Consider the following 25,356-nt stretch of genomic DNA (forward strand, 5'->3'; position numbering starts at 1 on the left):
CTAGACGGATCGGTCCACGGAGTCGCTCTGCGGCCGGCCTCCCCGATCGGGCGCCCACGACCACTGCCAGTCGGTGATCTCTGGCATGTCCTCGCCGTGGACTCGGATGTACTGGCGGTGCTCGAGCAGCTTGTCCTTGAGCTCCTCGCGCACGTGGGCTGAGCTCTCGCGAAGCCGCGGAACGCGGTCGATCACGTCGATGGCCAGACTGAAGCGGTCGATCTGGTTGAGCACGCACATGTCGAACGGGGTGGTGGTCGTGCCCTCCTCCTTGTATCCGCGCACGTGGAAGTTGTCGTGGTTCGTGCGCCGGTAGGTCAGCCGGTGGATCAGCCAGGGGTAGCCGTGGTAGGCGAAGATCACCGGTGCGCCTGTCGTGAAGAGCGCGTCGAAGTCGCGGTCCGGCAGCCCGTGCGGATTCTCTGCATCGTCCTGCAGCCGCATGAGGTCCACGACGTTGACCACGCGGATGCGCAGGTCGGGGAAGCGAGTGCGCAGGAAGTCGACGGCCGCGAGCGTCTCCATCGTCGGCACGTCGCCGGCGCAAGCCATCACGACGTCGGGCTCGGCACCCGCGTCGGAGCTCGCCCAGTCCCAGATGCCGATCCCCTTGGTGCAGTGCACGACGGCCGATTCCATGTCGAGGTACTGCAGCTGCGGCTGCTTGCCCGCCACGATGACGTTGACGTACTGGCGGCTCCGCAGGCAGTGGTCGGCGACGGACAGCAGCGTGTTCGCGTCCGGCGGCAGGTAGACGCGGATCACCTCGGGCTTCTTGTTGATCACGTGATCGATGAAGCCCGGGTCCTGGTGCGAGAAGCCGTTGTGATCCTGCCGCCACACGTGCGAGGTCAGCAAGTAGTTCAGCGATGCGATGGGTCTGCGCCACTCGATGCGGTTGGCGGTGTCGAGCCACTTGGCGTGCTGGTTGAACATCGAGTCGACGATGTGCACGAACGCCTCGTAGCACGAGAAGAACCCGTGTCGGCCCGTCAGCAGATAGCCCTCGAGCCAACCCTGGCAGGTGTGCTCGGACAGGATCTCCATCACTCGGCCGTCTCTCGCGAGGCGATCGTCTTCCGGCACCGTGCGCGCGTTCCATGTCCGATCCGTCGCCTCGAGCACTGCGTCGAGTCGGTTGGAGTTGTTCTCGTCCGGGGCGAAGACCCGGAAGGTGTCCGAGTTCATCGCCATCACGTCTCGCAGCATCTCGCCCAGCACTCGCGTGGACTCGACCGCCCCCGTGCCCGGTTCGGCCACCGCAACCGCATAGTCGCGGAACTCCGGCATGCGCAAGGCGCGAAGCAGCACGCCGCCGTTCGCATGGGGATTCGCGCTCATCCGGCGGGCGCCCGTCGGGTGCAGGGTGCGGATCGCCTCGACGGGAGCACCGCTCTCGTCGAACAGCTCCTCGGGACGGTAGCTGCGCAGCCAGTCCTCCAGCACCTCTCGGTGGCCGTCGTCCTCACGAGCGGCACTGAAGGGCACCTGGTGGGAGCGCCAGGAGCCTTCGACCTTCTTCCCGTCCACCTCGGCTGGCCCGGTCCAGCCCTTCGGGGACCTCAGCACGATCATCGGCCAGCGAGGACGCTCGTTCGTGCCGTCCTCGCGGGCTCGCCGCTTGATCTCCGCGATCTGATCGAGGCAGCCGTCCAGAGCTCTCGCGAAGTCCTGGTGCATCTGCCCGGGATCATCGCCCTCGACGTAGTGCGGCGTATGGCCGTAGCCCCGCAGCAGGCCGTCCAGCTCGTCCCGGTCGATCCGGTCCAGCACTGTCGGATTCGCGATCTTGAAGCCGTTCAGGTGGAGGATCGGCAGCACGGTGCCGTCGCGGGCCGGATCGATGAACTTGTTCGAATGCCAGCTCGCGGCAAGGGGACCCGTCTCCGCCTCGCCGTCACCCACCACGGCGGCGACGATCAGCTCCGGGTTGTCGAACGCCGCACCGTAGGCGTGCGAGAGCGCGTAGCCGAGCTCCCCGCCCTCGTGGATCGAGCCGGGAGTCTCCGGCGCGACATGGCTGGGGATCCCACCGGGGAACGAGAACTGGCGGAACAGCCGCTCCATCCCCACGGCGTCCTGCGAGATGTTCGGGTAGGTCTCGCTGTACGTGCCTTCGAGCCACGCCGCCGCCACCGGGCCCGGCCCGCCGTGCCCGGGGCCCATGACGTAGATCGTGTCGAGGTCGCGCTCCATGATCGCTCGGTTGAGGTGCGCGTAGATGAAGTTGAGCCCGGGGGTCGTCCCCCAGTGGCCGAGCAGGCGCGGCTTGACGCGCTCCGGCAGCAGCGGCTCCCGGAGGAGCGGATTGTCCATGAGGTAGATCTGTCCCACCGAGAGGTAGTTGGCCGCTCGCCACCAGGCGTGGATGCGTTCCAGTTGCTGGGGGTCGAGGACGGTTGCCGGCTCGGGCTGGCCCTGCGCGTTCACGGGGTCTCCTGTCTCTCAGACGATTCGGCCTCCACCTGCTGGGACGGCTGCCGGGCGCCGCTCGGCTCCGGGAGCGACCGGTCGCGCTTCGCGCCGGCCGCGGCCTCCACCGGGCCCGGCAAGCGCAAGCGCTTCAGCAGCAGGGCGTTCACGGCGACGATCACGCTCGAACCGGACATGGAGATCGCGGCGATCTCGGGGCTGAGCATGAGCCCGAACGCGGGATAGAAGACTCCGGCTGCGATCGGCAGGGCGATGACGTTGTACCCGATCGCCCACGCCAGGTTCTGACGCATCTTGCGCACGGTGCCCTTGCCGATCGTCAGCGCGATGGGGACATCGAGCGGGTCGGATCGCATCAGCACGACGTCTGCGGTCTCGATGGCCACGTCGGTGCCGGCGCCGATCGCGATGCCCAGGTCTGCCTGGGCCAGCGCGGGCGCGTCGTTCACGCCGTCCCCGACCATCGCAACGCGCTTGCCGGCCTGCTGCAGCTCCCGCATCTTGGCAGCCTTGTCACCGGGCAGGACCTCGGCGATGACGGTGTCGATGCCGAGCTGGGCGGCGATCCGACTGGCGGTCGCCTCGTTGTCTCCGGAGAGCATGACGACCTCGATGCCGGCTTCGTGCAGGGCCGCCACCGCAGGCGCGGCCGTCTCGCGTGCGGCATCGGCGAGGGCGATGACGCCGACAGCCCTGCCGTCCACGGCCACCAGCACGGCGGTCCGGCCCGTCGACGCAAGGGACTCCCGCTCCTGGGCCACGAGGGCCAGGTCGATCCCCTCGCCGACCATCAGCTTGCGGTTCCCGACGAAGATCTTCCGTCCGTCGACGGTCGCGCCGGCGCCGTGCCCGGGCACGTTCCGAAAGGCGCTCGCCGTCGTCGAGCGGACGCCGCGGGCGACGGCGTAGTCCACGACGGCCCCGGCGAGCGGGTGCTCGGACTCGCGCTCGACTGCGGCGACGAGCGCCAGCAGCTCGTCCTCGTCGATGCCGTGGGCGATGAAGTCGGTGACCTCCGGCTCCCCCTTGGTCAAGGTGCCGGTCTTGTCCATCACCACGGTGTCGATGCCGGACGCGGTCTCGAGGGCAGCGGCGTTCTTGAACAGCACGCCGCGCTTGGCCCCCAGACCCGTCCCGACCATGATCGCCGTCGGCGTGGCGAGGCCCAGGGCATCGGGGCAGGTGATGACCACGACGGTGATGGCGAAGAGGATGGCTTGCGGAACGCCAGCGCCCGCGAGCCACCAGGCGAGGAACGTGACCGACCCTCCGATCAGCGCGACGAAGACGAGCCAGAAGGCCGCCCGGTCCGCCAGCCGCTGACCGGGCGCCTTCGAGTTCTGCGCCTCCTGCACGAGGGCGACGATCTGCGCCAGTGCGGTATCGGCGCCGACTCGGGTCGCCCTGACCCGCAGCGTCCCGGTGGTGTTCACCGACGCGCCGATCACGTCGGCCCCGGGCGACTTGGAGACCGGCAGGCTCTCCCCCGTCACCATGGACTCGTCGATCTCCGACTCGCCCGACTCGACCACCCCATCCGTCGGGATCTTCGATCCGGGGCGCACGAGCATCAGGTCGCCCGGCATCACCTCGGCGGTGGGGAGCTCGATGGTCTCTCCGTCGCGGATCACGAGAGCCTTCGGCGGCGCCAGCTCGAGCAGTGTGCGCACCGCGTCATTCGCACCGCCCCTGGCCCGCATCTCGACCCAGTGCCCCAGCAGCACGAAGGTGGCCAGCACGGTGGCCGCTTCGTAGAACACCTCCCCGCCGCCCGTGAGGGTGACGACGAGGCTGTAGATCCACCCCGCTCCCACGCCCACCGCGACGAGGACCATCATGTCGAGCGTCCGCGCCCGCAGCGCGCGGTAGGCGCCGTCGAAGAAGATCCACGCCGCGTAGAAGATCACCGGCAGAGAGAGGATGAGCGCGAAGACGTCGTCGCGCACGCCGAACGGCGCCGGGACGGTGAAGCCGAGCACCTCGCGCCCGATCGGCGACCACAGCGTGATCGGCACCGAGAGGATCGCCGCCACCAGGAAGCGGTTCCGCATGTCGCGGATCATCGATCCCATCGACATGCCGTGGCCGCCGCCGTGACCCATGACGTCCTGCGCCTCGCGGGTGCCGGGCCGGCTGTCGTGAGCCGGCCCGGCGTCGGCATGTGCGGCGTGGGCGATGGGTCCGGCCCTCTGGCTGAGGTCCGAGCCGCCGTCACCCCGAGCCGCGTGATCGCCCATCGGGTCGCAGATGTGGTCGGGCACGGACTGGCCCGAGCAGTGATAGCCGCAGTCGCGGATCCACTCGGTCAGGTCGGCGATCGACGTCACCGTCGGGTCGAACGTGACGGTCGCGGTCTGCGAGACGGGATTGGCTTCGACGCGCGCCACGCCGGGACGGCGCGACAGGCTGGTCTCCGTGACGGCCTTCGAGGACGCCCAGTGCACTCCCACCATCTCCATGACAGCGGTCTGCTCCGTCTCACCCATGGCGCATCGTTCCTCTCAGGAGTGCGTCGTGAGCACCGGCATCAGGGGGATCGACGCGGTGATCCCGACGATGCCAGAAGCCCGTCAGATTGTCGACAGCAGCTGCTGCATCTCGGCGATCTCCGCCTCCTGATCCGCGACGATCTGCTCGGAGAGCGCGAGCGCCTCGGTGTTCTGACCGTCTTCCAGCTCGGCCTGCGCCATCTCGACGGCGCCCTCGTGGTGCGCGATCATGAGCTCGAGGAATCGGCGGTCGAACTCAGCCCCGGAGAGGCCCGCGAGCTCCGCCATGGCCTCCTCCTGGCTCAGGCCGTCCATGTCCATCCCGCCGTGGTCCATGCCGCCCATGCCGCCCATGCCGCCCATGCTCATGGTGTCCTCGCCCCACGCCTCGAGCCACGAGGTCATCTTCTCGATCTCGGGCCCCTGGGCGGCGGAGATCCCCTCCGCGAGGGAACGGACCTCTTCGCTCTCCGCCCGCTCGACGGCGAGGTCAGCCATCTCGATGGCGCCCTCGTGGTGGACGATCATCATCTGGGCGAACATGGTGTCGGCGTCGTTGTGGCTCGCGCCGGCCTCCCCGGTCGAAGACGCGCTCGGTGCAGCGCTCGGAGGTGTCGCATCGGGTGTCGTGGTGCTGCTGGCGCCGCTGCAGGCGGCGAGCGCGAGGGACACCACGATCGCGGTGCCGGCGACGGCACCGAGCTTGCGGATGCTCTTCATCAGGTTCATCTCTCCTCGAGGGTTCGCAGTGCGGGGTCTCCGCTCATCCCGGACCGCGGCCCGGATCGGTGGCGCCGGGACTCAGCTGCCCGGAGCGTCCGCACTCGGTTCACCCTCATGTCTACCGAGGATGCGGAGTCCCGGGTCCGTTCGGGCGCGCGACTTCACGGAACCTTCATGATCCGGTCCCGACACTGCCCGGCCCGTCCGGCGCCAAGGGCAGCTCGACCGCGATCACCGTCCCCTGTCCTGGCCCGCCGCTGGCGGCACTGACGGAGCCGCCGTGGGCCTCCGTGATCGCCCGGACGATGGCCAGCCCTACCCCCGACCCGCCGTGAGCCCGATCGCGCGCGGTATCGACGCGGTAGAAGCGATCGAAGATGTGCGGCACGTGCTCCTGCGGGATGCCCTCCCCGTCGTCCCGCACCGTGATCCGGAGCAGGTCGCCGACGCGAGCAGCGCCGAGGCGCACGTGACCACCGGCCGGGGTGTGCCGCAGCGCGTTGTCCAGCAGGTTCGTGAGGACCTGACCCAGTCGATCGACATCGGCGTCGAGCAGTGCAGCGGCGGCGCTGTGCGGTGCGTCCACGCTGAACGCCACGCCTGCGGCGGCGGTGCGGCCGATGATCTGGGCGGCAGCGTCATCGAGGAGCCGCCCCGCCGGCACACGGGTGCGCCGCATGGCGAGCCGCCCCTCCTCGGCCGTCGTGACGAGCGCGATGTCCTGGCTCAGGCGAGTGAGGCGTGCGCCCTGTGCTCGCAGCATCTCGATGGTCGGTTCGTCGGCACGGGCGACGCCATCGCGAATGGCTTCCAGGTAGGCCTCGAGCACGGCGGCAGGCGTCCGCATCTCGTGAGCGAGCTCGCTCAGCATCCGGGTACGGGCGGCCTCGAGCCCCGCCAGGTCGGCCGCCATGCGGTTGAACGCCCGCGCGAGCTCGTCGAACTCCGACCCCATGCCGAGCAGCGGAGCGCGGGCCGAGTAGTCGCCGACCGCGACTTGCTCCGCCGCGCTGCGGACCGCGGCGAGCCGGCGCTGGATCCGGCGCGCGAGGAAGGCGCTGATGACGATCGACGTGACGGCGGCGGCGACGAGCGCCAGTGAGAGGCTCAACGCCGAGGCGGTGCGGAAGGCTTCTTCCGCGTGCTGGTTGACGGCCGGGTCTGCGGTCCCGGATTGGAGCAGGTGCGCGTGGAAGATGGGCGGCCCCACGGCTGACCCCACGGCCCACGCGGTCAGGGAGCCGACGCCGACCGCGATGGCGATCGCCGCCAGCAGGCGAGCGCGCAACCCCCTCGCCTGCAGCCTCGAGCGACCGACGAGCGCCCACCGACCGTTCACCGACCGGCGCCCATGCGATAGCCGACGCCGCGCACGGTGCGGACGAAGTCGGGGGCGGCCGGGTCATCTCCGAGCTTGCGGCGCACGTGCGCGACGTGGACGTCGACGAGGTGCTCGTCCCCGACCCAGTCCGATCCCCAGACTGCATCGATGATCTCCCTGCGGGAGAGCGCGAGCTCGGGCCGGCTCGCGAGCGCCATCAGGACGTCGAACTCCGTCCTCGTCAAGCGCACCGGCCGGCCATCGACCAGTGCCTCCCTGCCCGCTGCATCCAGCGTGAGGCTGCCGAACGTGAGTGGCGGCTCGGCCGCTCGCCGAGCACGCTCACGCGGCCGTCGCATCATCGTCTTCACGCGTGCGACGAGCTCGCGCGGGCTGAACGGCTTGGTGAGGTAGTCGTCCGCGCCGACCGCGAGGCCGACCAGCTTGTCGACCTCCTCCGCGCGCGCGGTGAGCATCACGACGTAGCAGTCCGAGAACGTCCGGAGCGCGCGGCACACCCGGACTCCGTCCGCGCCCGGCAGACCGAGATCGAGCACCACGACGTCCGGATCCCATTCGCGGGCGACGGCGATCGCATCCGCGCCGTCGCCAGTCGTGCGGACGTCGAACCGCCCTCGCTCGAGGTAGGTCGCGACCAACCGGGCCAGCGGCTCTTCGTCCTCGACCACGAGCACCCGGGGTCCGACGTCGGCCGAGGTCACCATCCCCTCATCCTGCCCGAACCGCGCGATGCGTGCCGGGGCGCGCGCATCGCCGTGCGGTGTCGACGCGCTTCCACCAGGCTGCGCGAGCGGAGCTGCTCGCGGCGGGTCAGGTGAGCAGCTCGCGCACGCGCTCGCGGCCGATCGCGAGCAGCAGCGTCGGGATGCGCGGCCCCGTCTCGCGGTCGACGAGCAGTCGGTAGAGCAGCGCGAAGAACGCGCGCTGGGCGGCCGAGAGCTCCTTGTCGCCCTTCACGATCGCGTCGGGCTCGAGCCCGCGCTGCACCTTCGCGACGCCGTAGGCCTGGTTCGTGAGCCCGTCGAGCGTCCACGCCTCCTCGATCGGCGGCAGGCCCCCACCGCCATCGAGTAGCAGCCGGAGCGCATCCCGCTCCCCCTCGGTGAGCGCGTCGAGCGCCTCGCGGTCGGGCTCGGCGCGCACGATCGTGTGCTCGTCGGCGGGCATGTGGGTCGCGACCCACGCCTCGACCCGGTCGAGCCGCGGGCGCAGCTCGTCGAGGTCGGTGATCGGGTCGTCGGCGTCGAGGCCGCGCAGGATCCGCAGGACCTGCGCCTCGTCGCCGAAGGTGATGTCGACGACGGATGCGAGGGTGCGGTAGGCGACCCGGCGCGGCGTCTCGGGGAGCCGCTCGTGCGCCGTGGAGGTCGCGCGCTCGAGCGCCGCGAGCTCGGCGGGCTGGGCGGTGCCGGCAGCGGCCTTCCGCGCGAGCGCGTCCCACTCGTCGTAGGTGCGCTGCAGCTCGGAGCCGAAGGCGACGTCGAACGACTGGTTCATGCGGCGGCGGGCGTAGAGCCAGCGCAGCACGGGCGCCTCCATGACGGCGAGCGCATCGGCGGGCACGGGCGCGCCGCCGCGCGAGGACGACATCTTCGCGACGCCGCCGAAGCCGACGAACGCGTACATCGGGCCGAGCGGCCGCTGCCAGCCGAACACCGGCGCGAGCTCGAGCCCGACCTGGAACGACGAGCCGGGCGACTGGTGGTCGACGCCGCTCGGCTCGAACACGACGCGCTCGTACGCCCAGCGCATCGGCCAGTCGACCTTCCACACGAGCTTGCCCGAGCGGAAGTCGCGGAGCCTCACCGTCTCGCGGTGCCCGCACCGGCACGCGTAGGTCATCTCGGTCGACTCGTCGTCGTACGCCTCGATCGTCGTGAGGTCCTTGCCGCAGCTCGTGCAGTAGGGCTTGTAGGGGTAGTACTCGGCGCCGCCCGAGCCGTCGCTCTCGCTCGCAGCGCCCGACGAGGCGTCGAGCGCGCGCTGCAGCTCCTCGTCCTCGTCCTTCGCGGCGGGCAGGGTGCGGAACTGCGCGAGGATCGCGTCGATCTCGCGCCGGTGGCGCATCGCGTGCAGGATCTGCTCGGTGTAGGCGCCCGCCCGGTACTGCTCGGTCTGGCTGATGCCGCGGTAGCGGATGCCCGCCTCGGCGAACGAGGCCTCGGCCTGCTCGCGGAAGTGCGCGGCCCACGACTCGTGCTCGCTCCCGGGCGGGGCGGGCACGCTCGTGAGCGGCTTGCCGATGTGCTCGGCCCACGACTCGTCGACGCCGTCGATGCCGGCGGGCACCTTGCGGAAGCGGTCGTAGTCGTCCCAGCTGAAGATGTGCTCGGCCTCGATGCCGCGGCGCTGCAGCTCGTCGACGACGAGGTGCGGGCTCATGACCTCGCGGAAGTTGCCGAGGTGGATGGGGCCGGACGGCGAGATCCCGGATGCGGCGACGGGCTTCGTGCCGCGCGCGGCGGCCTCGGCGACGACCTCGTCGGCGAGCCGCGAGACCCAGTCGGCGCGCTCGTGCTCGGCGGATGCGGCGGGGGCGTTCGTCGTCTCGGTCACGACTCCCGATCCTACCGAGGCCCGCTCGCCCGGCCGAGGGAGCGCATCCGCGCCCTCAAGTGCAGCGCGAGCGCGTCAGGCGATCGCGAAGGTGGCGTTGTCGATGAGGCGCACGCTCCCGACGCGGGCGGCGACGAGCACCTGCGCGGAGCCGCGGTGGTCGTCGGGCGCGAAGCGGAACGTCGCGGGGTCGACGACCGCGAGGTAGTCGAGCTCGACGGCCGGCTCTGCCCCGAGCGCCGCGCGCCCCGCCGCGAGCATCGCCTGCACGCCGTCGGCCGCGGCAGCGCCCGCCGCGTCGAGCGCGCGCGAGAGGGCGAGCGCGTGGGTGCGCTCCGCGGGCCGCAGCAGCCGGTTGCGGCTCGAGAGGGCGAGCCCGTCGGGCTCCCGCACCGTCGGCACGCCGATGACGCGCACCGGCAGGTTGAGGTCGCGCACCATGCGGCGCACGAGGAAGAGCTGCTGCGCGTCCTTCTCGCCGAAGACGGCGACGTCGGGCGCGACGATCGAGAGCAGCTTCGTGACGACGGTGAGCACGCCGTCGAAGTGGCCGGGTCGGCTGCTGCCCTCGAGCACGGTGCCGAGCTGCCCGGCGGTCACGAGCGTCTCGGAGCGGCCGCCGTCGGGGTACATCTCGTCGACCTCGGGCATGAACAGCGCCTCGGCGCCGAGCACGATGAGCTGCGCGGTGTCGGTCTCGGGCGTGCGGGGGTAGCGGTCGAGGTCCTCGTTGGCGCCGAACTGCATCGGGTTGACGAAGACGGAGGCGATCACGGTGTCGGCGTGCTCGCGCGCGGTGCGGACGAGCTCGAGGTGCCCCTCGTGGAGCGCACCCATCGTCGGCACGAGCGCGATGCGGCGGCCGGCGGCGCGCTCGGCGGCGACGAAGTCGCGCGCGTCGTCGACGGTCGTGAGGCTCTGGATGGGCTCGGGCACCAGCCAAGGATAGGCGGCGGCGGGCGCCGGGCCGCCCGACCGGCGGAGTGCGCGAGCACCCGACCGGCTGGGTGCGCGGGCACCCGATCGGCGGAGTGCGCGAGCACCCGACCGGCTGGGTGCGCGGCCGAGCCCCGGGATCCGGTCGGCGGCGCACCCGACCGGTTGAGCGGCGCTCAGGGCTCGAGCGGCGGATCAGGGTAGCGCGCGAGCGCCGTCTCGACCGCCGAGCGCACGACGCCGCCGAGCACGCGCGCGGGCCGCTCGACGCCGAGCTCGTGCAGCTGCCGCAGCGCCTGCGCGACGATGCCCTCGGCGAAGTCGCGGGCGGCGCCGATCGCCTCGGCGTACGCGGGTCGGTCGGCCTCGTCGACGACGATCGACTCGGCGCCCATCTCGACCGCGAGCGCCTGCCCGATCGGCAGCACCGGCCCGGGCGCGGTCACGGCGATCGTCGACTCGAGCAGCCGCCCGAGGTCGAGCGACGTGCCGGTGAACGCCATCGCGGGGTGCAGGGCGATCGGGATCGCGCCCCGCTCGCGCGCGGGGAGCAGCACCTCGACGCCGTGCTCGGCGGCCGTGTGCACGACGAGCTGCCCCGGCTGCCACGCGCCGGTCGCCGCGAGCCCCGCGACGAGGCCCGGCAGCTCGGTGCTCGGCACGGCGAGCAGCACGAGCTCGCTGCGCTCGACGAGCGTCGGGGTGTCGAGCATCGGCACGCCGGGCAGCAGCGCCTCCGCGCGGTCGATCGCGTCGGCGCCGGTCGCGACGATGCCGACGATCGCGTGGCCCGCGCCCGCGAGCGCCGCGCCGAGCACCGGCCCGACGCTGCCCGCGCCGACGATGCCGACGCCGAGCCGGCCGGGCCTGCGCACGGCGTCGGCGGCGCTCACGAGCCGCTCCCGGGCGACCGCTCAGCGCCCATCGCGGGGACGCCTCCAGCGCGCATCGGGGTCGGATGCGTCGGGCGCGCTCGCGGGCGCGTCCGGCTCTGGGCGGAGGGGCGGGGAGGCCGGAGCCGGCTGCTGCTGTGCGCTCGGCGCGGCGTGCTGCTGCGGCCGCTGCCACCCCTGCGCCGCCGGCCACGCCGCGGGCCACGCCGCCGGCCACCCCGCCGGCGCCGCCCCCAGCGCGCTCGGCGGCGCCATGAGGCCGTCCTGCACCGCGGGCGCGATCTCGAGCACGGCGTTGCGCGAGAGCGCGCTCGCCCACGACTCCGACGCATCCCGGTCGATCGCGACCTTGATCGACCGCATCGCGTGCTCGAACAGCGTGCTCGCATCGCCCTGGTCGATCGCGCCGATGCCCGGCGAGAGCACGGTGTCGGGCACGTGGAGCTGCACGCGCGCGAGCCGGGCGAGCCCGTAGATCGGCCCCTGCTGCAGCGCGACCGACTGCACGCGCGCTTGCGGCACGAGGTGCATCGAGCGCCAGATGCGCCCGTGGCGCAGCAGGAACGCCGCGTCGTGCACGTGGAAGCCGTTGCGCTTGAGCGAGAACCAGCGGAACGCCCGCGCGCGCGGCGGGCTGACGACGAACGCGTCTGGCGCCTGCCCGAACAGGCCCGCGTCGATGAGCGGCGAGCGCGCGAGCTCGGGCAGCACGAGCCCCACGACCGTGCGCACGTCGCGCACGTCGCCGACCGGCAGCAGGTAGCTCGCCATCTGGCCGCTCCCGCCCTGCCCCGAGCCGTCGGGCTTCATCTTGCCCGCGCGCGTGAACGTCACCTGCCACCAGCCGAACGGGCGCCACAGCAGCGGCTGCTTGATCTGCAGCGCGAAGATGCGGCCCGGCGGGATGATCTCGGTGGTCGTCGACGCGAGCCCGTAGGCGAGCCGGATGCCGTCGGGCGTCGCCGCGATCGAGTAGCGCAGCTTCGAGCCGAGCGACTTCATGCCCGCGGCGAAGAACGCGATCGCGCCGGGCAGGAGCGCGAACACCGCCCACCACTGCTGGAAGCCGACGATCACGACGACGGTGACGACGAGGTAGAGCACCGCCCACGCGATCGTGCCGTCGAGCAGCGACGAGAGCGCGATGCGCTGCGCCGGGATGCGCACGAGCGAGTCGGGCGCGACGTGCGCGATCTCCGCGTCGGGGCGCAGGAGCTCGTCGACGACCGAGCCGCCGCCGGCGGCCGCCCGCTCGGCGGCGAGCCGCTCGGCGTCGGCGGCGGAGCGGCCGGAGGCGCGGTCCATGATCTGGTACCGCAGCGCATCCGCCACCGACGAGCTCAGGTAGTTGAGGTCGACGTTCGAGTCGTTGCCCGCCTGCTGCACCTCGAACTTGCACGCACCGAGCAGTCGCGCGAACCACGGCTTCTGGATGTTGATCGCCTGGATGCGCGCGAGCGGCGCGCGCCGATGCTTCTTGACGAGGATGCCCTGCTGCACCTCGACCGCGTCGCCCGTGATGCGGAAGCGGTGCACGCGCCACGCGATCCAGAACAGCACGACCGAGAGCGCCACGAGGGCGATGACGCCGAGCAGCACCCACGGGAGCTGCTCGACGATGAAGGCGCCGAACGGGTCGTCGTCGAACTCGTCGAACTCGTCGGGCACGAATGCCCCGAGCACCCGGTCGCGGAACGTCGAGATGAGGATGCCGAGCACGATGATGAGCGCGAGGCCGCCGCGCAGCAGCGGGGTCGCGGGGTGCAGGCGGTGCCATTCGCCGTCGACGAGCTCGACGGCCTTGCGGTGCGCCTGCTGCTGCGCGCTCGGCGGGGTGCCGGGGCCGGGCTGCGGCGGCTGCCACTCGGCCGGCGGCTGGCCGGGGCGCTGCTGCGGGTCGGTCACAGGCCCGCCCGTCGCGATTCGGAGACCGCGACGAGGTGGTCGCGCAGCTCCTCCGCCGTCGAGCCGGGCATCCCGGGGATCGTGATCGCGCTCGAGGCGGCCGCGGTGACGAACTTGAGCGACTTGAGCCCGAACATCCGCTCGATCGGTCCCTGCGTGATGTCGACGATCTGCATGCGGCCGTAGGGCACCGCGACGAATCGGCGGAAGAGCATGCCGCGGCGCACGAGCAGGTCGTCGGCGCGCTGCAGGTAGCCGATGGTGCGGGTGCGCAGGAACGCCCACACGGCGCTGACGATCGAGAGCACGACCGCGGCCGCGATCGGGATCCACCCCCACGGCATCGGCAGCTGCTGGTCGTTCGCGAACCAGATCGGCACGGTCACGCCGATGCCGAGCACCGCCCAGCCGATCACGCTGCCGATCGAGTCGACGAGGGCGTAGCGCATGCTGACGCGCTGCCACTCGCCGGGGACGTCCAGGCGCTCGGCCACAGTTCCTCCTCTGCCGGTTCCCCGGCGATCGATCCAGGCGTGGCCCAGGCTAGCCGCCCCGCGCCCGTCGGTCCGTCTGGGATACTCGTCGGGTGACGATCGATACCGAGCCGCGCAAGCGCCACACCGGCCGATGGATCGCCGTCGGCATCGTCGGGGTCATCGTCCTCGCGCTGCTGGCCGCGATCGGCTGGTACTTCCTGCGCATCAATCCCTCGCTGCAGCAGGTCGAGACGATCGAGACGGCGTTCCCGGAGGAGTCGCTGCGCCCGACGGTCGAGCCGGTCGAGGGCGACGCGCCCGTCAACGTGCTGCTGCTCGGCAGCGACTCGCGCGCGACCGACGGCTCGCTGCTCACGGGCCTCGGCGACCGCGCCGACACGATCCTCGTCGCCCACATCCCGCCCGACCGCGAGACCGTGCAGATCATGTCGATCATGCGCGACTCGTGGGTCGAGATCCCCGGTTACCCGGGCGAGCGCAAGGTCAACGCGGCGCTCGCGCTCGGCGGCGTGCCGCTCATGGTGCAGACCGTCGAGGGCATCATCGACCAGCGCATCGATCACGTCGCGGTGATCGACTTCGAGGGCTTCACGGGTCTCACGACCGCGCTCGGCGGGGTCACGCTGCAGAACGACATCGCGTTCAGCCAGGACGCCTACTCGTTCCCGGCGGGGGAGATCACCGTCGCGGGCGACGAGGCCCTCGCCTATGTGCGCGCCCGCTACCCGTTCAACGACGGCGACTACCAGCGCGCCCACAACCAGCGGGCGCTGCTGCGCGGCGCGATCGAGCAGCTCATGACGCGCGAGAACCTCACGAGCCCCGACCGGCTCGCCGACATCTTCGCGACCGTCTCGCCGTACATGGCGGTCACCGACACGCTCTCGCTGCCGGTCGGCATCCAGCTGGCGACGCAGATGGCGCAGCTCGACTCCTCGCGCGTGCAGACCTTCACGATGCCGACGCTCGGCACCGGCATGGAGGGCTCGCAATCCGTCGTCTACGTCAACTGGGACGGCGTCGAGCAGATCCGCGAGGCGTTCGACGCGGAGTCGATGACGAGCTTCCAGCCCGCCCCGGAGCGTTGAGCCCGGAACCGAAGAGCGTCGCGCCGCGACTGATCCGTCGACCGGTTCCGTGCACAGCCGAGCCGCTCCGATCGCTCGCGGCGCACCAGGCCGGTTGACAGCGCGCGCGGAGAGCGCCGCGAGCGCGGAGAGCGCGGACGGCGCGGGGCAGCGCTCAGGCCGGCTCGGGCGCCGACGCGCTCGGCGCCGCTTCGTCGTCGTCGGGCGGCAGCACGCACCACGACTCGGCGACGATTCCCGCGACGAGCTGCAGCAGCGCCCCGACGAGCACGACCCCGAGCGCGACGAGCGCCTGCTCGGCGATGGCCGGGCGGGTCGAGAAGAAGCCGATCGCGCCGAGCGCGGCTCCCGCGAGCAGCGCTGCGAGCGTCGAGGATGCCTTGGCGAAGCCGAGCACGCCGGTCGCGTGCCGGTAGTCGATGCGCCGCTTGCCACGCCCCGCTTGCCGCACGGGCCACGCGACGATCAGCAGCACCCCGCCGAGCACCGCGAGCGCCGGCCCGAGCGTGAGCGGCGGCACGAGCGCCGCGCGGCCGGTCATCACGAGCACCGCCTCGAGCAGCCAGCCCGCGAGCGCCGCAGCCACGACGAGCAGCCCGACGACGAGCGGGCTCGTGCGAGTCATGGCAGCTTCCACGCGTCGCCGTGCGCGTAGTCCGCGAGCTCGGCGATCGGCCCGTGGCCGGGGATCGACGCGCGCGGCTCGACCTCGAGCCACGGCTGCAGCACGAACTGCCGCTCGTGCGCGCGCGGGTGCGGGATGACGAGCCGGTCCTCCGCGTGCTCCATCTCTCCGATCGCGACGATGTCGATGTCGATCGTGCGGCTCCCCCACCGCTGCGCCCGCTCGCGGCCGAGCGCCGCCTCGACGGCCTGCACGGCGTCGAGCAGGTCGATCGGCTCCATCGTCGCGCCGACGATGACGACGATGTTCACGTAGTCGGGAGAGAGCCCCTCGCCGTCGGGGTGCCACGACGGCGACTCCCACGCGCTCGAGCGGAGCAGGACCCGGATGCCCTCGATCGCGTCGAGGGCGCGCACGGCCGCGTCGATGGTCGCGACCCGGTCGCCCAGGTTGGCGCCGAGCGAGAGGACGGCGCGGCGCTCGAGCTGGAGCCTCATCGGATGCCCTCCCGGTGCCGGAGCCGACCGCGGCCGAGCGAGACCGACACGTCGCCGAACGGCACGTCGATCGGCGCGCTCGGCTTGTGCACCGTGACGTGGGCGTGGTCGACGCGGCGGTCCTCGAGGCACACGCGCGCGATCCGGTCGGCGAGCGTCTCGATGAGGTCGACGGGATCGCGCTCGACCGCGGCGACGATGCGCTCGGCGAGCTCGCCGTAGTGCACGGTGCGGGTGACGTCGTCGCTCGCGACCGCGTCGCGCACGTCGAGGGCCAGCTCGACGTCGATCACGAACTCCTGGCCGTCGCGGCGCTCCTGCGGCAGCACGCCGTGGTGACCGCGGGCGCGGATGCCCCGCAGCGCGATGGTGCCCGCGAGCCGCTCGACGTCGCCGGTCGCGTCGTCCCAGCCAGGGCCGTCGGCGCGCTCGACCGCCGCGAGCGCACGCAGCGCCGACACGGTCGAGGCGACGTCGTGCACGCGCAGCGCGTGCGCGCCGCGCTGAGCCGCGAGCAGCGAGGTCGCGGCCGTGGGCGCGTCGCGCTCCTCGACCGGAGCACCCTCCGGCAGCAGCCCGCCGAGGAAGCGCTTGCGGCTCGTGCCGACGAGCACCGGGAGGCCGAGCTCGATGACGCGGTGGAGGTTCGCGAGCAGCGTCCAGTTGTCGCCCGGCTCCTTCGAGAAGCCGAAGCCGGGATCGACGATGATGCGCTCGCGCGGGATGCCCGCGGCGACCGCTGCGTCCACCCGCCCCGCGAGGTGCTCGACGACGTCTGCGACGACGTCGTCGTAGTGCGTGTCCTGCGTCACGTCGATGCCGCGCGAGTGCATGAGCACGATGCTCGCGCCGCCCTCGGCGACCGCGTCGAGCATCCCCTCGTCGTGCAGGCCCGCCGTGACGTCGTTGACGATCTCGGCGCCAGCGGCGATGACGGCACGGGCGGTGGATGCGTGGATGGTGTCGACCGAGACGCGGATCCCCTCGCGCACGAGCTCCTCGACGACGGGCAGGATGCGCGCGAGCTCCTTGGCGGGATCGATCGGCTCCGCTCCGGGGCGGGTCGACTCGCCGCCGATGTCGATGACGTCGGCGCCCTGCGCGCGGAGCCGGCGCGCGTGCGCGATCGCGGCGCCGGGGTCGACGTAGCGCCCGCCGTCGCTGAACGAGTCGGGCGTGACGTTGAGGATGCCCCACACCTCAGTCATCGCTACCTCCGCTCCCCGATGAGGGCCATGATCTCAGCCCGCTCGATCGGCTCGGCGAGGCGCCCGCGACTCGCCACGGTCACCGTCGACGAGTTGACCTGCCGCGACCCGCGCGCGCCCACGCACCCGTGGACCGCGTCGACGACGACGAGCACGCCCTCCGGCTCGAGGCCCGCGACGAGCGCGTCGGCGATCTCGTCGGTGAGCCGCTCCTGGATCTGCGGCCGCGAGGCGATCGTCTCGACGACGCGCGGGATGCGGCCGAGGCCGACGATGCGGTCGCCGGGCAGGTAGGCGACGTGCGCGATGCCCGTGAACGGCAGCAGGTGGTGCTCGCACATCGAGCGGAACTCGATGTCGCGCAGCAGCACCATCTCGCCCCGCTCGCCCGTCAGGTCGGAGGTGTCGAGGTGCGCCGACGCATCCTCGCCGACGCCCGCGAAGTACTCGGCGTACGCCTCGGCGACCCGGCGCGGCGTCTCGGCGAGGCCGGGCCGCGCGGGGTCGTCGCCGATCGCCGCGAGCAGCTCGCGCACGGCCGCGGCGACGCGCGCCCGGTCGACCGCCATCAGCCCGCGGGCTCGGTGGCGACGTCGGGCTCGACGACCTCGTCGACGTGCTGCGACACCGGCAGCTCGATCGGCGGCCGGTCGCTCACCGGCCGGTCGGGGTGCGAGAGCCACTGCGGCCGCTCGGGCAGCTTCTCGACGTCGGCGAAGATCTCGGCGAGCGCGAGGTGGTCGAGCGTCTCGCGCTCGAGGAGCTCGCCGGCCAGGCGGTCGAGTACGTCGCGGTTCTGGTTGAGCACTTGCCACGCCTCGGTGTGCGCCTGCTCGATGAGCGCGCGCACCTCGCGGTCGACGGTCTCGGAGAGCGACGGCGAGTAGTCGCGGCCGCCGCCCATGTCGCGGCCGAAGAAGGCCTCCGACTGGTTGCTGCCGAGCTTGACGGCGCCGATCGCCGCGGTCATGCCGTACTCGGTCACCATCTTGCGGGCGATGCCGGTCGCCTTCTCGATGTCGTTGCCGGCGCCGGTCGTCGGGTCGTGGAAGACGATCTCCTCGGCGACGCGGCCGCCCATCGCGTAGGTGAGCTGATCGAGCAGCTCGTTGCGGGTGACGGAGTACTTGTCGTTGACGGGCAGCACCATCGTGTAGCCGAGGGCGCGGCCGCGGGGCAGGATCGTCACCTTCGTGACCGGGTCGGAGTGCCGCATCGCCGCCGCCGCGAGCGCGTGGCCGCCCTCGTGGTAGGCGGTGATGAGCCGTTCCTTGTCGTTCATGACGCGCGTGCGGCGCTGGGGGCCCGCCATGACGCGGTCGACCGCCTCGTCGAGCGCCTCGTCGGTGATCTGCGTCGCGTTGCCGCGCGCGGTGAGGAGCGCCGCCTCGTTCAGCACGTTCGCGAGGTCGGCGCCCGTGAAGCCGGGCGTCTTCCGCGCGAGCACCGACAGGTCGACGCCGGCGGCGATCGGCTTGCCCTTCGCGTGCACCTTGAGAATCGTCTCGCGGCCCTTCATGTCGGGGGCGTCGACGCCGATCTGGCGGTCGAAGCGGCCCGGGCGCAGCAGCGCGGGGTCGAGGATGTCGGGGCGGTTCGTCGCGGCGATGAGGATGACGTTCGTCTTGACGTCGAAGCCGTCCATCTCGACGAGCAGCTGGTTGAGCGTCTGCTCGCGCTCGTCGTGCCCGCCGCCGAGGCCCGCGCCGCGCTGGCGGCCGACGGCGTCGATCTCGTCGACGAAGATGATCGCCGGAGCGTTCTCCTTCGCCTGCTCGAAGAGGTCGCGCACGCGGCTCGCGCCGACGCCGACGAACATCTCGACGAAGTCGGAGCCGGAGATCGAGTAGAACGGCACGCCCGCCTCGCCCGCGACCGCGCGCGCGAGGAGCGTCTTGCCCGTGCCGGGAGGGCCGTAGAGCAGCACGCCCTTCGGGATGCGCGCGCCGACCGCCTGGAACTTCGACGGGTCCTGCAGGAACTCCTTGATCTCGCCGAGCTCCTCGACCGCCTCGTCGGCGCCCGCGACGTCGGCGAACTTCACCTGCGGCATGTCCTTCGAGATGAGCTGGGCCTTCGACTTGCCGAACTGCATCACGCCGCGGTTGCCGCCCGAGAGGCGGGTCATGAAGAAGTAGAAGAGCGCGCCGAGCAGCAGCACGGGCAGCAGGATGCTGAACAGCGACAGCAGCCAGTTGGCCTGCGGCACCTCGTCGATGTAGCCGTTCTCGGGATCCGCCGCGGTGATGGCGTCGACGAGCTCCTCGCCGCGCGGCTCGACGTAGTAGAACTGCACCCGCTCGCCGTACTCCTCGTGCGGCTCGGTGAGGATGAGGTCGACGCGCTGCTCGCCGTCGACGATGCGCGCCTGCGCGACGTCGCCGTCGGCGATGAGCTGCATGCCGACGTCGGTCTGCACGGGCCGGTACTGCGGCGTCATGAAGAAGCTGAACGCGATGCCGACGATCAGGAGCGCGATCACGATCCACGGGATCGGTCCGCGCAAGAACCTCTTGAAGCCCTTGTCCTTGTCCTTCTCAGTCGCCATTCGGACAGGCTATCGCCGCAGTCGGTGCGCCCATCCCGTGTTCGCTGTGGGCGGGCTGGCCGCTATCCCTCGAGCAGCTCGAGCGACATGACGATCGCTCGGAGCGTCGCGTACTCGGGGTCGGCGACGTACTGCTGCGCGGCGTCGAGCGAGGCCACAGCCCACGGCGAGCCGTCGCCCGAGCCGCTCGCGACGACCTCGGAGCCGAACGAGACGATGCCCGCGGGCGTCTCGATCGCGTTCACGAGCGGGCACTGCGGCCGCTGCGCGGCGTCGGCGGGCAGCAGGCCCATGCTGAAGACCCATTGGTCGCCCAGCTGCAGGGCCGCGGCGCCGAACGCGGCGCCGGCGGCGCCGTCGATCGCGACCTCCTGGCGGTCGAGGCCGAGCGTGCGCCACCCGACCGGCGTGCCGGAGCCGTCGACGCACGTGCCGTCGCCCGTGTCGGGGTCCTCGGCGTAGCCGAGCTGCCGCTCCCCGTCGGCGCTGAGGACGTCGAGCCCCCCGGGCGCCTCGGCGACGGTCCACTCGGCGGGGATGCGGAAGGTCGCGGTGCCGCTCGGCACGAGGATCTGCTGCCAACCCGTCGTGTCGACGCCGGCGATCTCGGCGGGCAGCGACGACTCGACCTCTGGCGGCGCCTCGGCCGCGGGCGCGGTCGGCGGCGGCGCGGTGATGCCGGGCGGGATGGAGGGCCCGGCGTCGGGATCCGGCGACGGCGCGCCCGAGCAGCCGACGAGCACGAGGGCCGCTCCGAGGAGGGCGAGGGGCGCGAGCGGACGGCGGAGCGGCTTCACGCGACCATCGTCCCAGACGCTCGCGCGAGCGCCGCTGTGAGCGCGCCGCCCTGCGGCGATCGCGACGAGCGCGCGAGCGCGACCCACGGCATCCGGCCTACTCCCCGGAGTAGACGTGCGGCGCCAGCACGCCGATGCCGCGCAGGTTGCGGTACTTCTCGGCGTAGTCGAGGCCGTAGCCGATGACGAACTCGTTGGGGATGTCGAAGCCGCAGTACTTCACGTCGACCTGCACCTTGAGCGCGTCGGGCTTGCGGAGCATCGTGCAGATCTCGACGGATGCGGCGCCGCGCGACTCGAGGTTGGCGCGCAGCCACGAGAGGGTCAGGCCCGAGTCGATGATGTCCTCGACGATGAGCACGTTGCGGCCGGTGAGGTCGCTGTCGAGGTCCTTCAGGATGCGGACGACGCCCGACGAGACAGTGCCCGAGCCGTAGGACGAGACCGCCATCCAGTCCATCTCGATGTGGCGCTGCAGCGCGCGGGCGAGATCGGCCATCACCATGACCGCGCCGCGCAGCACGCCGACGAGCAGGAGGTCCTTGCCCTCGTAGTCGGCCTCGATCTCGCGCGCGAGCTCTTGGAGCTTCGCGTGGAGCTCCTCCTCGGTGATGAGTGTCTTGGCGAGGTCGGCCTCGACGTGGCTGAAGTCCATCTGCGCTCCTGGCGGTCGGCGTGGGTGAGACAAACCTACCGGCGCGCACCGCTCCTCCGGCCGTCGCGCGTCAGCTCGTCTCGAAGGAGCGCAGGATCTCGATGATGATCGCGTACTCGTCCGTCTCCATGTAGGCGCGGGCGTCGTTGAGCGAGTCGACGGTCCAGAGCGGGTCGTCGCCGGCGCTGCTCAGCTGGAAGTGCGTGCCGAAGCTCACACCGCCGTCGGAGGAGCTGCCGACGAAGTACACGTGGCACGCCTCGGCGCGCTCGATCGATCCGGATGACGTGATGCCGACTCCGACGCGCCAGCGGTCGTCATCGGTGCCGAGTGCGACCGTGGCGATGACCGGATCGCCGTCGTCGGTCGTCAGCGGCTCCGCGCGCGCGAGTCCCGTCGCGAGCACCTCCAACGGGAATGTGAAGCCGCCGCAGGAGCCGCCGATGTCGACGAAGTCGTGCATCGCGAGCAGCTGCTGCCCGTTCGGGGCGGTGAGCGTCGCCGAGTCCACCCAGCGCTCGGGAGACTGCGGGTCGGCGCTGCCACCGGGCGAGAACGGCTCCGAGTCCGCCTCGAGCGTCCAGGTCGGCGGGTAGCGGAACGAGACGCTGCCGTCGCTCGAGGCGTGCTCGAGCCAGTCGTCCGTCATGACGAGGGGGGCTGCGCTCGCGCTCGGCTCGGCCGACGGATCTGTCGGGGCACTCGCGGAGGGTGCAGCCGTGAAGGACGCCGCGGGCTCACTCGGCGCGGGGGCGGCTGCGCCGGCGCAGCCGGTGAGCGCGAGCAGCGCGGCGACGGCGGCGGTGATCGCGAGGGGGCGTGACATGGGGGTCCTCTCGGCGGTGCCAGAAGACATCCTCACCCTGTCAGGTTCCCCCGTTGCCGACGGATCGCGCCGAAGAGGTCACGATTCCGCAACGACCGCCGAGGAGGCGTCAGGCGGCGACGAAGACGAGCCTGCGGCCCTCGCGCGAGACGCGGATGCCGGGGAGGTGGATCGGCCCCTGGCCGTGCCAGTCCGTGACGAGGCGCGAGACCTCGAGCGTCTGCTGGCGCGTGAGCGCGGTGTGGAACTCGCTCTGCACCGCGAGGCGGATGATGCGCTGCCGCAACGCCGGCGGGTTCGCGCCGAGACCGCCGACATCGAGCGAGAGCCCGCCCTCGGCGTGCTCGACGAGGTCGCCGATCTGCTCCTGCGCGAAGTGGGCGAGCGCTTCGGCGTCCTCTCGCAGCGTGTCGGCCGTGCGGGTGAGCGCGAGCGCCACTCCCCCGCCGAGCACCTCGTCGAGCATCGGCAGCACGCGATGCCGCACGCGCACGCGCAGGAATCGCTCGTCGTCGTTGTGCGGGTCGCTCCACGGCTCGAGGCCCGCATCGCGGCACGCCTGGTGCGTCGTCGCCCGGCGCACCGACAGCAGCGGGCGGCGGAGGAAGCCGATGCGCGGGTGCATGCCCCACAGGCTCTCGGCGCCTGAGCCGCGGGCGAGGCCGATGAGCACGGTCTCGGCCTGGTCGTCGAGCGTGTGCCCGAGCAGCACGGCGGATGCGCCGGCATCCTTCCGCGCCTTGAGGAGCGCCGCGTAGCGGGCCTGCCGGGCGGCGGCCTCTGGACTGCCGTCGGGCGCGACCTGGACCGGCACGATGCGCACGGGCTCGAGGCCGAGCTCGCTCGCCTGCGCGGCCGCGCGCTCGGCGACGTCGGCGCTGCCCGGCTGCAGCTGGTGGTCGACGATCACGGCGCCGGCTCGCAGCCCTGCGCGCTGCGCCTCGAAGGCCGTCGCTCCCGCGAGCGCGAGCGAGTCGGCGCCGCCCGAGAGCGCGACGAGCACGAGGGCGCCCGCCGGCAGGTCGGCGATCGCCTCGCGCACGGCCCGGCGGACGTCGGCGACGGCAGGCGTCAGCCGCGGGCGACGGTCGCTTTCGGGCATGAAGTAACCTTATGCCGATTCCGCACCCCCACGAGAAGGAGCCGCTCTTGGCCGCCTACGACGTCGTCATCGAGATCCCCAAGGGGAGCCGCAACAAGTACGAGGTCGATCACGAGACGGGCCGCGTCTACCTCGACCGAGTGCTGTTCACGACCTTCGTGTACCCGACCGACTACGGCTTCTTCGAGGGCACGCTCGGCCTCGACGGCGACCCCGTCGACGCGCTCGTGCTGCTCGAGTACCCGGTGCCGCCGGGCGTCTTCGTGCGCGTGCGCCCCGTCGGCCAGCTGAACATGGAGGACGACGGCGGCATCGACACGAAGGTCATCTGCGTGCTCGAGAAGGACCCCCGCTGGAGCCACATCCAGGACATCGCCGACGTGCCGAAGCAGACGCGCGACGAGATCGAGCACTTCTTCCTGCACTACAAGGACCTCGAGCCGGGCAAGTGGGCGAAGCTCGGCGACTGGGAGGGCGCGGAGGCCGCGGAGGCGACCGTCCGGGCCGGCTTCGCCGCGTTCGACGCCGAGCACGGCGACCAGAGCGGCGAGGGCGTCGAGAAGCCCGAGGGCGGGCGCGACGTCACCGACTGACGCACGGCGGATGACGAAGGGCGCACCGTGAGGTGCGCCCTTCGTCATCGCAGCCGCCGGCTGCGCGGTCGACCCGTCAGCGGAGGTAGACGCCCCGCGCGTTGAGGAACGACTCGGGGTTCACGAGCGAGCCGTTCACGCGCACCTGGTAGTGCAGGTGGCAACCGGTGACATAGCCGGTCTTCCCCTCATAGCCGATGACCTGCCCCGCGCTCACTCGCTGACCCGGTCCGACGGTCGCCGGGTACGCCATGTGCGCGTACTCGGTCTGCACTCCACCGGCGTGCCGGATGTACAGGATGTTGGCGCCATAGACGTCGCGGCCGCGCAACGAGACGGTACCGTCCGCGGCGGCGTAGATGGGTGTCAGACAGCCCGCTGCGATGTCGACCCCGGCGTGCAGCTTCGTCCCGAGCCCGCTCACCGGATCGCGGCGCATGCCGTAGCCGGAAGTGACCCTGCCGTACATCGGCGTCTGCCAACCGCTCGTGGCCGGAGGCGCGACAGGGACGGCACTCCCTCCCCCGCTGCCGGGGCGGCTCGCGGCGGCGCGCTCCTCGGCGAGCCGTCGAGCCTCTGCCTCCGCGGCCGCGCGGGCGGCTGCGGCACGGCGCTCCTCCTCGAGGCGGCGCAGGCGCTCCTGCTCGGCGAGCCACGCCCGGTGGCGCTGCCCGGCCTGGTAGTCGGCCTCGGTCGCGGCGCGGTCCTCGACGAGCACGGCGAGCTGCGCCTCGAGCTGCACCCGGTTCTCCTGCTCGCGGACGACGGCGGCCTCCGCCGCCGCAGCGGCTTGCGCGGCAGCTTCGAGGGCCGCGTCCGCAGCCTCCTTGAGCGCCTGCAGCGCGTCGCGGGCGACGACCGCCTGCGCCTGGAGCGCCGAGGCGGTGTTCGCGTCCTGCTGCGCCTGTTCGTAGAGCGAGTCGGCGGTGCCGGCGACCCGGTCCATGAGGTCGAGGCGGTAGAGCCACGTGTCGGCCGACCCGGGGTTGGCGAAGAGCTCGGCGCTCATGTCGCCCGTGCCGCCCGTGCGGGCGAGCTGCGCGGCGAGCTGGCCGGCGGCGAGCTCCGACTCGCTCGCGCGGGCGAAGGCTTCGTCCGCCTGCTGCTGCAGCCGGTCCGCGACCGCGACGGCTTGATCGTAGACGCCCTGCGCCTCGATCGCCTCGGTGGCCTTCTGGTCTGCGAGGGCGCGAGCGCTCGCGAGGTCGCTCTCGAGCTGACCGATGAGCGCCCGGATGTCGGCGATCTGCTGGTTCTTCGCGGCCTCGTTGCCGCGCGCCTGCTCGACCTCCGCCCAGGTGGGGAAGCCGTACTCGTCGACCGCTTCGGCCGATGGCGCGCCGGGCACGACGAAGCCGACCACGAGGGCCGCGACCGCGAGCGTGGTCGCGATCGCTCGGCGGGCGTCGCGCGAGCTGGTGCGGTGCTGCGCGCGCCGGGCTGACCGGTCAGGCTGATGCATCTGGCTCCTGTCGCAGCGCTGGGCTGCTGCGGTGACTTCATCGTGCACTCCGCGGGAGCCACGACACAACGGGGGCAACCCTAGCAACTATCATGTTCGACCTGAAGGTTGGATCTCGGCGGATGCCACCCGGCGTGTCGCGCTCGGTCATCGCCGGCGAGGTGCCTCACTGAGAAGTGAG

At 72.2% G+C, this 25,356-nt stretch carries 22 protein-coding genes; 2 read left to right on the forward strand and 20 right to left on the reverse strand.

Features of this window, described 5'->3' with window-relative positions; translation table 11 throughout:
* The 10 genes from L332_RS24590 to L332_RS24635 form a co-directional block, all read right to left on the reverse strand.
* A complete protein-coding gene (locus tag L332_RS24590) occupies nucleotides 1-2,430 on the reverse strand; it encodes a phosphoketolase family protein (protein ID WP_021010964.1) in 2,430 nt (809 codons plus the stop codon).
* Nucleotides 2,427-4,919, reverse strand: coding sequence for a heavy metal translocating P-type ATPase (locus L332_RS24595; protein WP_021010965.1), 2,493 nt, complete (start codon nucleotides 4,917-4,919; stop codon nucleotides 2,427-2,429). The genes L332_RS24590 and L332_RS24595 overlap by 4 nt, the downstream gene beginning before the upstream one ends.
* Before the next feature lie 84 nt (nucleotides 4,920-5,003).
* Nucleotides 5,004-5,594 (reverse strand): DUF305 domain-containing protein, encoded by a 591-nt coding sequence (locus tag L332_RS24600; RefSeq protein ID WP_235045085.1) that lies wholly within the window; start codon nucleotides 5,592-5,594, stop codon nucleotides 5,004-5,006.
* A gap of 223 nt (nucleotides 5,595-5,817) precedes the next feature.
* Nucleotides 5,818-6,933, reverse strand: coding sequence for a sensor histidine kinase (locus tag L332_RS24605; protein ID WP_144061070.1), 1,116 nt, complete (start codon nucleotides 6,931-6,933; stop codon nucleotides 5,818-5,820).
* Between the two features lie 47 nt (nucleotides 6,934-6,980).
* On the reverse strand, nucleotides 6,981-7,691 hold the full coding sequence (locus L332_RS24610; protein ID WP_021010968.1) for a response regulator transcription factor: 711 nt from the start codon (nucleotides 7,689-7,691) through the stop codon (nucleotides 6,981-6,983).
* Between the two features lie 106 nt (nucleotides 7,692-7,797).
* Nucleotides 7,798-9,543, reverse strand: coding sequence for a lysine--tRNA ligase (gene lysS / locus L332_RS24615; protein WP_021010969.1), 1,746 nt, complete (start codon nucleotides 9,541-9,543; stop codon nucleotides 7,798-7,800).
* 75 nt (nucleotides 9,544-9,618) lie between these two features.
* Complete coding sequence (gene panC / locus L332_RS24620) at nucleotides 9,619-10,479, reverse strand: pantoate--beta-alanine ligase (RefSeq protein ID WP_021010970.1); 861 nt, start codon at nucleotides 10,477-10,479, stop codon at nucleotides 9,619-9,621.
* A gap of 176 nt (nucleotides 10,480-10,655) precedes the next feature.
* Nucleotides 10,656-11,372 carry a DUF2520 domain-containing protein gene (locus L332_RS24625; protein ID WP_021010971.1) on the reverse strand — a complete coding sequence of 239 codons (717 nt, stop codon included), beginning with the start codon at nucleotides 11,370-11,372 and terminating at the stop codon, nucleotides 10,656-10,658.
* A 21-nt stretch (nucleotides 11,373-11,393) separates the two neighbouring features.
* Nucleotides 11,394-13,277 (reverse strand): PH domain-containing protein, encoded by a 1,884-nt coding sequence (locus tag L332_RS24630; RefSeq protein WP_021010972.1) that lies wholly within the window; start codon nucleotides 13,275-13,277, stop codon nucleotides 11,394-11,396.
* Nucleotides 13,274-13,771, reverse strand: a complete 498-nt coding sequence (locus L332_RS24635) for a PH domain-containing protein (RefSeq protein WP_021010973.1) — start codon at nucleotides 13,769-13,771, stop codon at nucleotides 13,274-13,276. The genes L332_RS24630 and L332_RS24635 overlap by 4 nt, the downstream gene beginning before the upstream one ends.
* Nucleotides 13,772-13,863: 92 nt before the next feature.
* On the opposite strand from L332_RS24635, the gene L332_RS24640 reads away from it, so the two are divergent.
* The gene (locus L332_RS24640) at nucleotides 13,864-14,862 is read left to right on the forward strand and encodes an LCP family protein (RefSeq protein WP_021010974.1); all 999 of its coding nucleotides are present in this window, start codon (nucleotides 13,864-13,866) and stop codon (nucleotides 14,860-14,862) included.
* A gap of 154 nt (nucleotides 14,863-15,016) precedes the next feature.
* Here L332_RS24640 and L332_RS24645 read toward each other — a convergent pair whose 3' ends face one another.
* From L332_RS24645 to tilS, 9 genes are all read right to left on the reverse strand, one after another.
* Nucleotides 15,017-15,487, reverse strand: a complete 471-nt coding sequence (locus L332_RS24645; protein ID WP_021010975.1) for a DUF3180 family protein — start codon at nucleotides 15,485-15,487, stop codon at nucleotides 15,017-15,019.
* Nucleotides 15,484-15,984, reverse strand: coding sequence for a 2-amino-4-hydroxy-6-hydroxymethyldihydropteridine diphosphokinase (gene folK, locus L332_RS24650; protein WP_021010976.1), 501 nt, complete (start codon nucleotides 15,982-15,984; stop codon nucleotides 15,484-15,486). Before folK ends, L332_RS24645 begins: the two co-directional genes overlap by 4 nt.
* On the reverse strand, nucleotides 15,981-17,192 hold the full coding sequence (folP, locus tag L332_RS29895) for a dihydropteroate synthase (protein WP_021010977.1): 1,212 nt from the start codon (nucleotides 17,190-17,192) through the stop codon (nucleotides 15,981-15,983). Before folP ends, folK begins: the two co-directional genes overlap by 4 nt.
* Before the next feature lie 2 nt (nucleotides 17,193-17,194).
* Nucleotides 17,195-17,761 (reverse strand): GTP cyclohydrolase I FolE, encoded by a 567-nt coding sequence (gene folE, locus L332_RS24660; RefSeq protein WP_021010978.1) that lies wholly within the window; start codon nucleotides 17,759-17,761, stop codon nucleotides 17,195-17,197.
* Entirely contained in the window at nucleotides 17,761-19,740 is a 1,980-nt protein-coding gene (ftsH, locus tag L332_RS24665; RefSeq protein ID WP_021010979.1) for an ATP-dependent zinc metalloprotease FtsH, read from the reverse strand. Before ftsH ends, folE begins: the two co-directional genes overlap by 1 nt.
* A gap of 62 nt (nucleotides 19,741-19,802) precedes the next feature.
* Nucleotides 19,803-20,537 carry a hypothetical protein gene (locus L332_RS30370; RefSeq protein ID WP_021010980.1) on the reverse strand — a complete coding sequence of 245 codons (735 nt, stop codon included), beginning with the start codon at nucleotides 20,535-20,537 and terminating at the stop codon, nucleotides 19,803-19,805.
* Nucleotides 20,538-20,634: 97 nt separating this feature from the next.
* Nucleotides 20,635-21,192: a hypoxanthine phosphoribosyltransferase gene (gene hpt, locus L332_RS24675; protein ID WP_021010982.1), complete on the reverse strand. Its 558-nt coding sequence runs from the start codon at nucleotides 21,190-21,192 to the stop codon at nucleotides 20,635-20,637.
* A gap of 70 nt (nucleotides 21,193-21,262) precedes the next feature.
* Nucleotides 21,263-22,018, reverse strand: a complete 756-nt coding sequence (locus tag L332_RS24680; protein WP_021010983.1) for a hypothetical protein — start codon at nucleotides 22,016-22,018, stop codon at nucleotides 21,263-21,265.
* 109 nt (nucleotides 22,019-22,127) lie between these two features.
* Nucleotides 22,128-23,120 carry a tRNA lysidine(34) synthetase TilS gene (tilS, locus tag L332_RS24685; RefSeq protein ID WP_021010984.1) on the reverse strand — a complete coding sequence of 331 codons (993 nt, stop codon included), beginning with the start codon at nucleotides 23,118-23,120 and terminating at the stop codon, nucleotides 22,128-22,130.
* A 47-nt stretch (nucleotides 23,121-23,167) separates the two neighbouring features.
* Here tilS and L332_RS24690 point away from each other — a divergent pair, with 47 nt between their 5' ends.
* The gene (locus L332_RS24690) at nucleotides 23,168-23,713 is read left to right on the forward strand and encodes an inorganic diphosphatase (RefSeq protein WP_021010985.1); all 546 of its coding nucleotides are present in this window, start codon (nucleotides 23,168-23,170) and stop codon (nucleotides 23,711-23,713) included.
* Nucleotides 23,714-23,789: 76 nt separating this feature from the next.
* On the opposite strand, the gene L332_RS24695 is transcribed toward L332_RS24690, so the two are convergent.
* Nucleotides 23,790-25,175 carry a M23 family metallopeptidase gene (locus L332_RS24695; RefSeq protein ID WP_021010986.1) on the reverse strand — a complete coding sequence of 462 codons (1,386 nt, stop codon included), beginning with the start codon at nucleotides 25,173-25,175 and terminating at the stop codon, nucleotides 23,790-23,792.
* Nucleotides 25,176-25,356 lie beyond the last annotated feature (181 nt).

Origin of the sequence: Agrococcus pavilionensis RW1 (assembly GCF_000400485.1) — a bacterium.
In the GTDB taxonomy this organism is placed as follows: Bacteria; Actinomycetota; Actinomycetes; order Actinomycetales; family Microbacteriaceae; genus Agrococcus; species Agrococcus pavilionensis.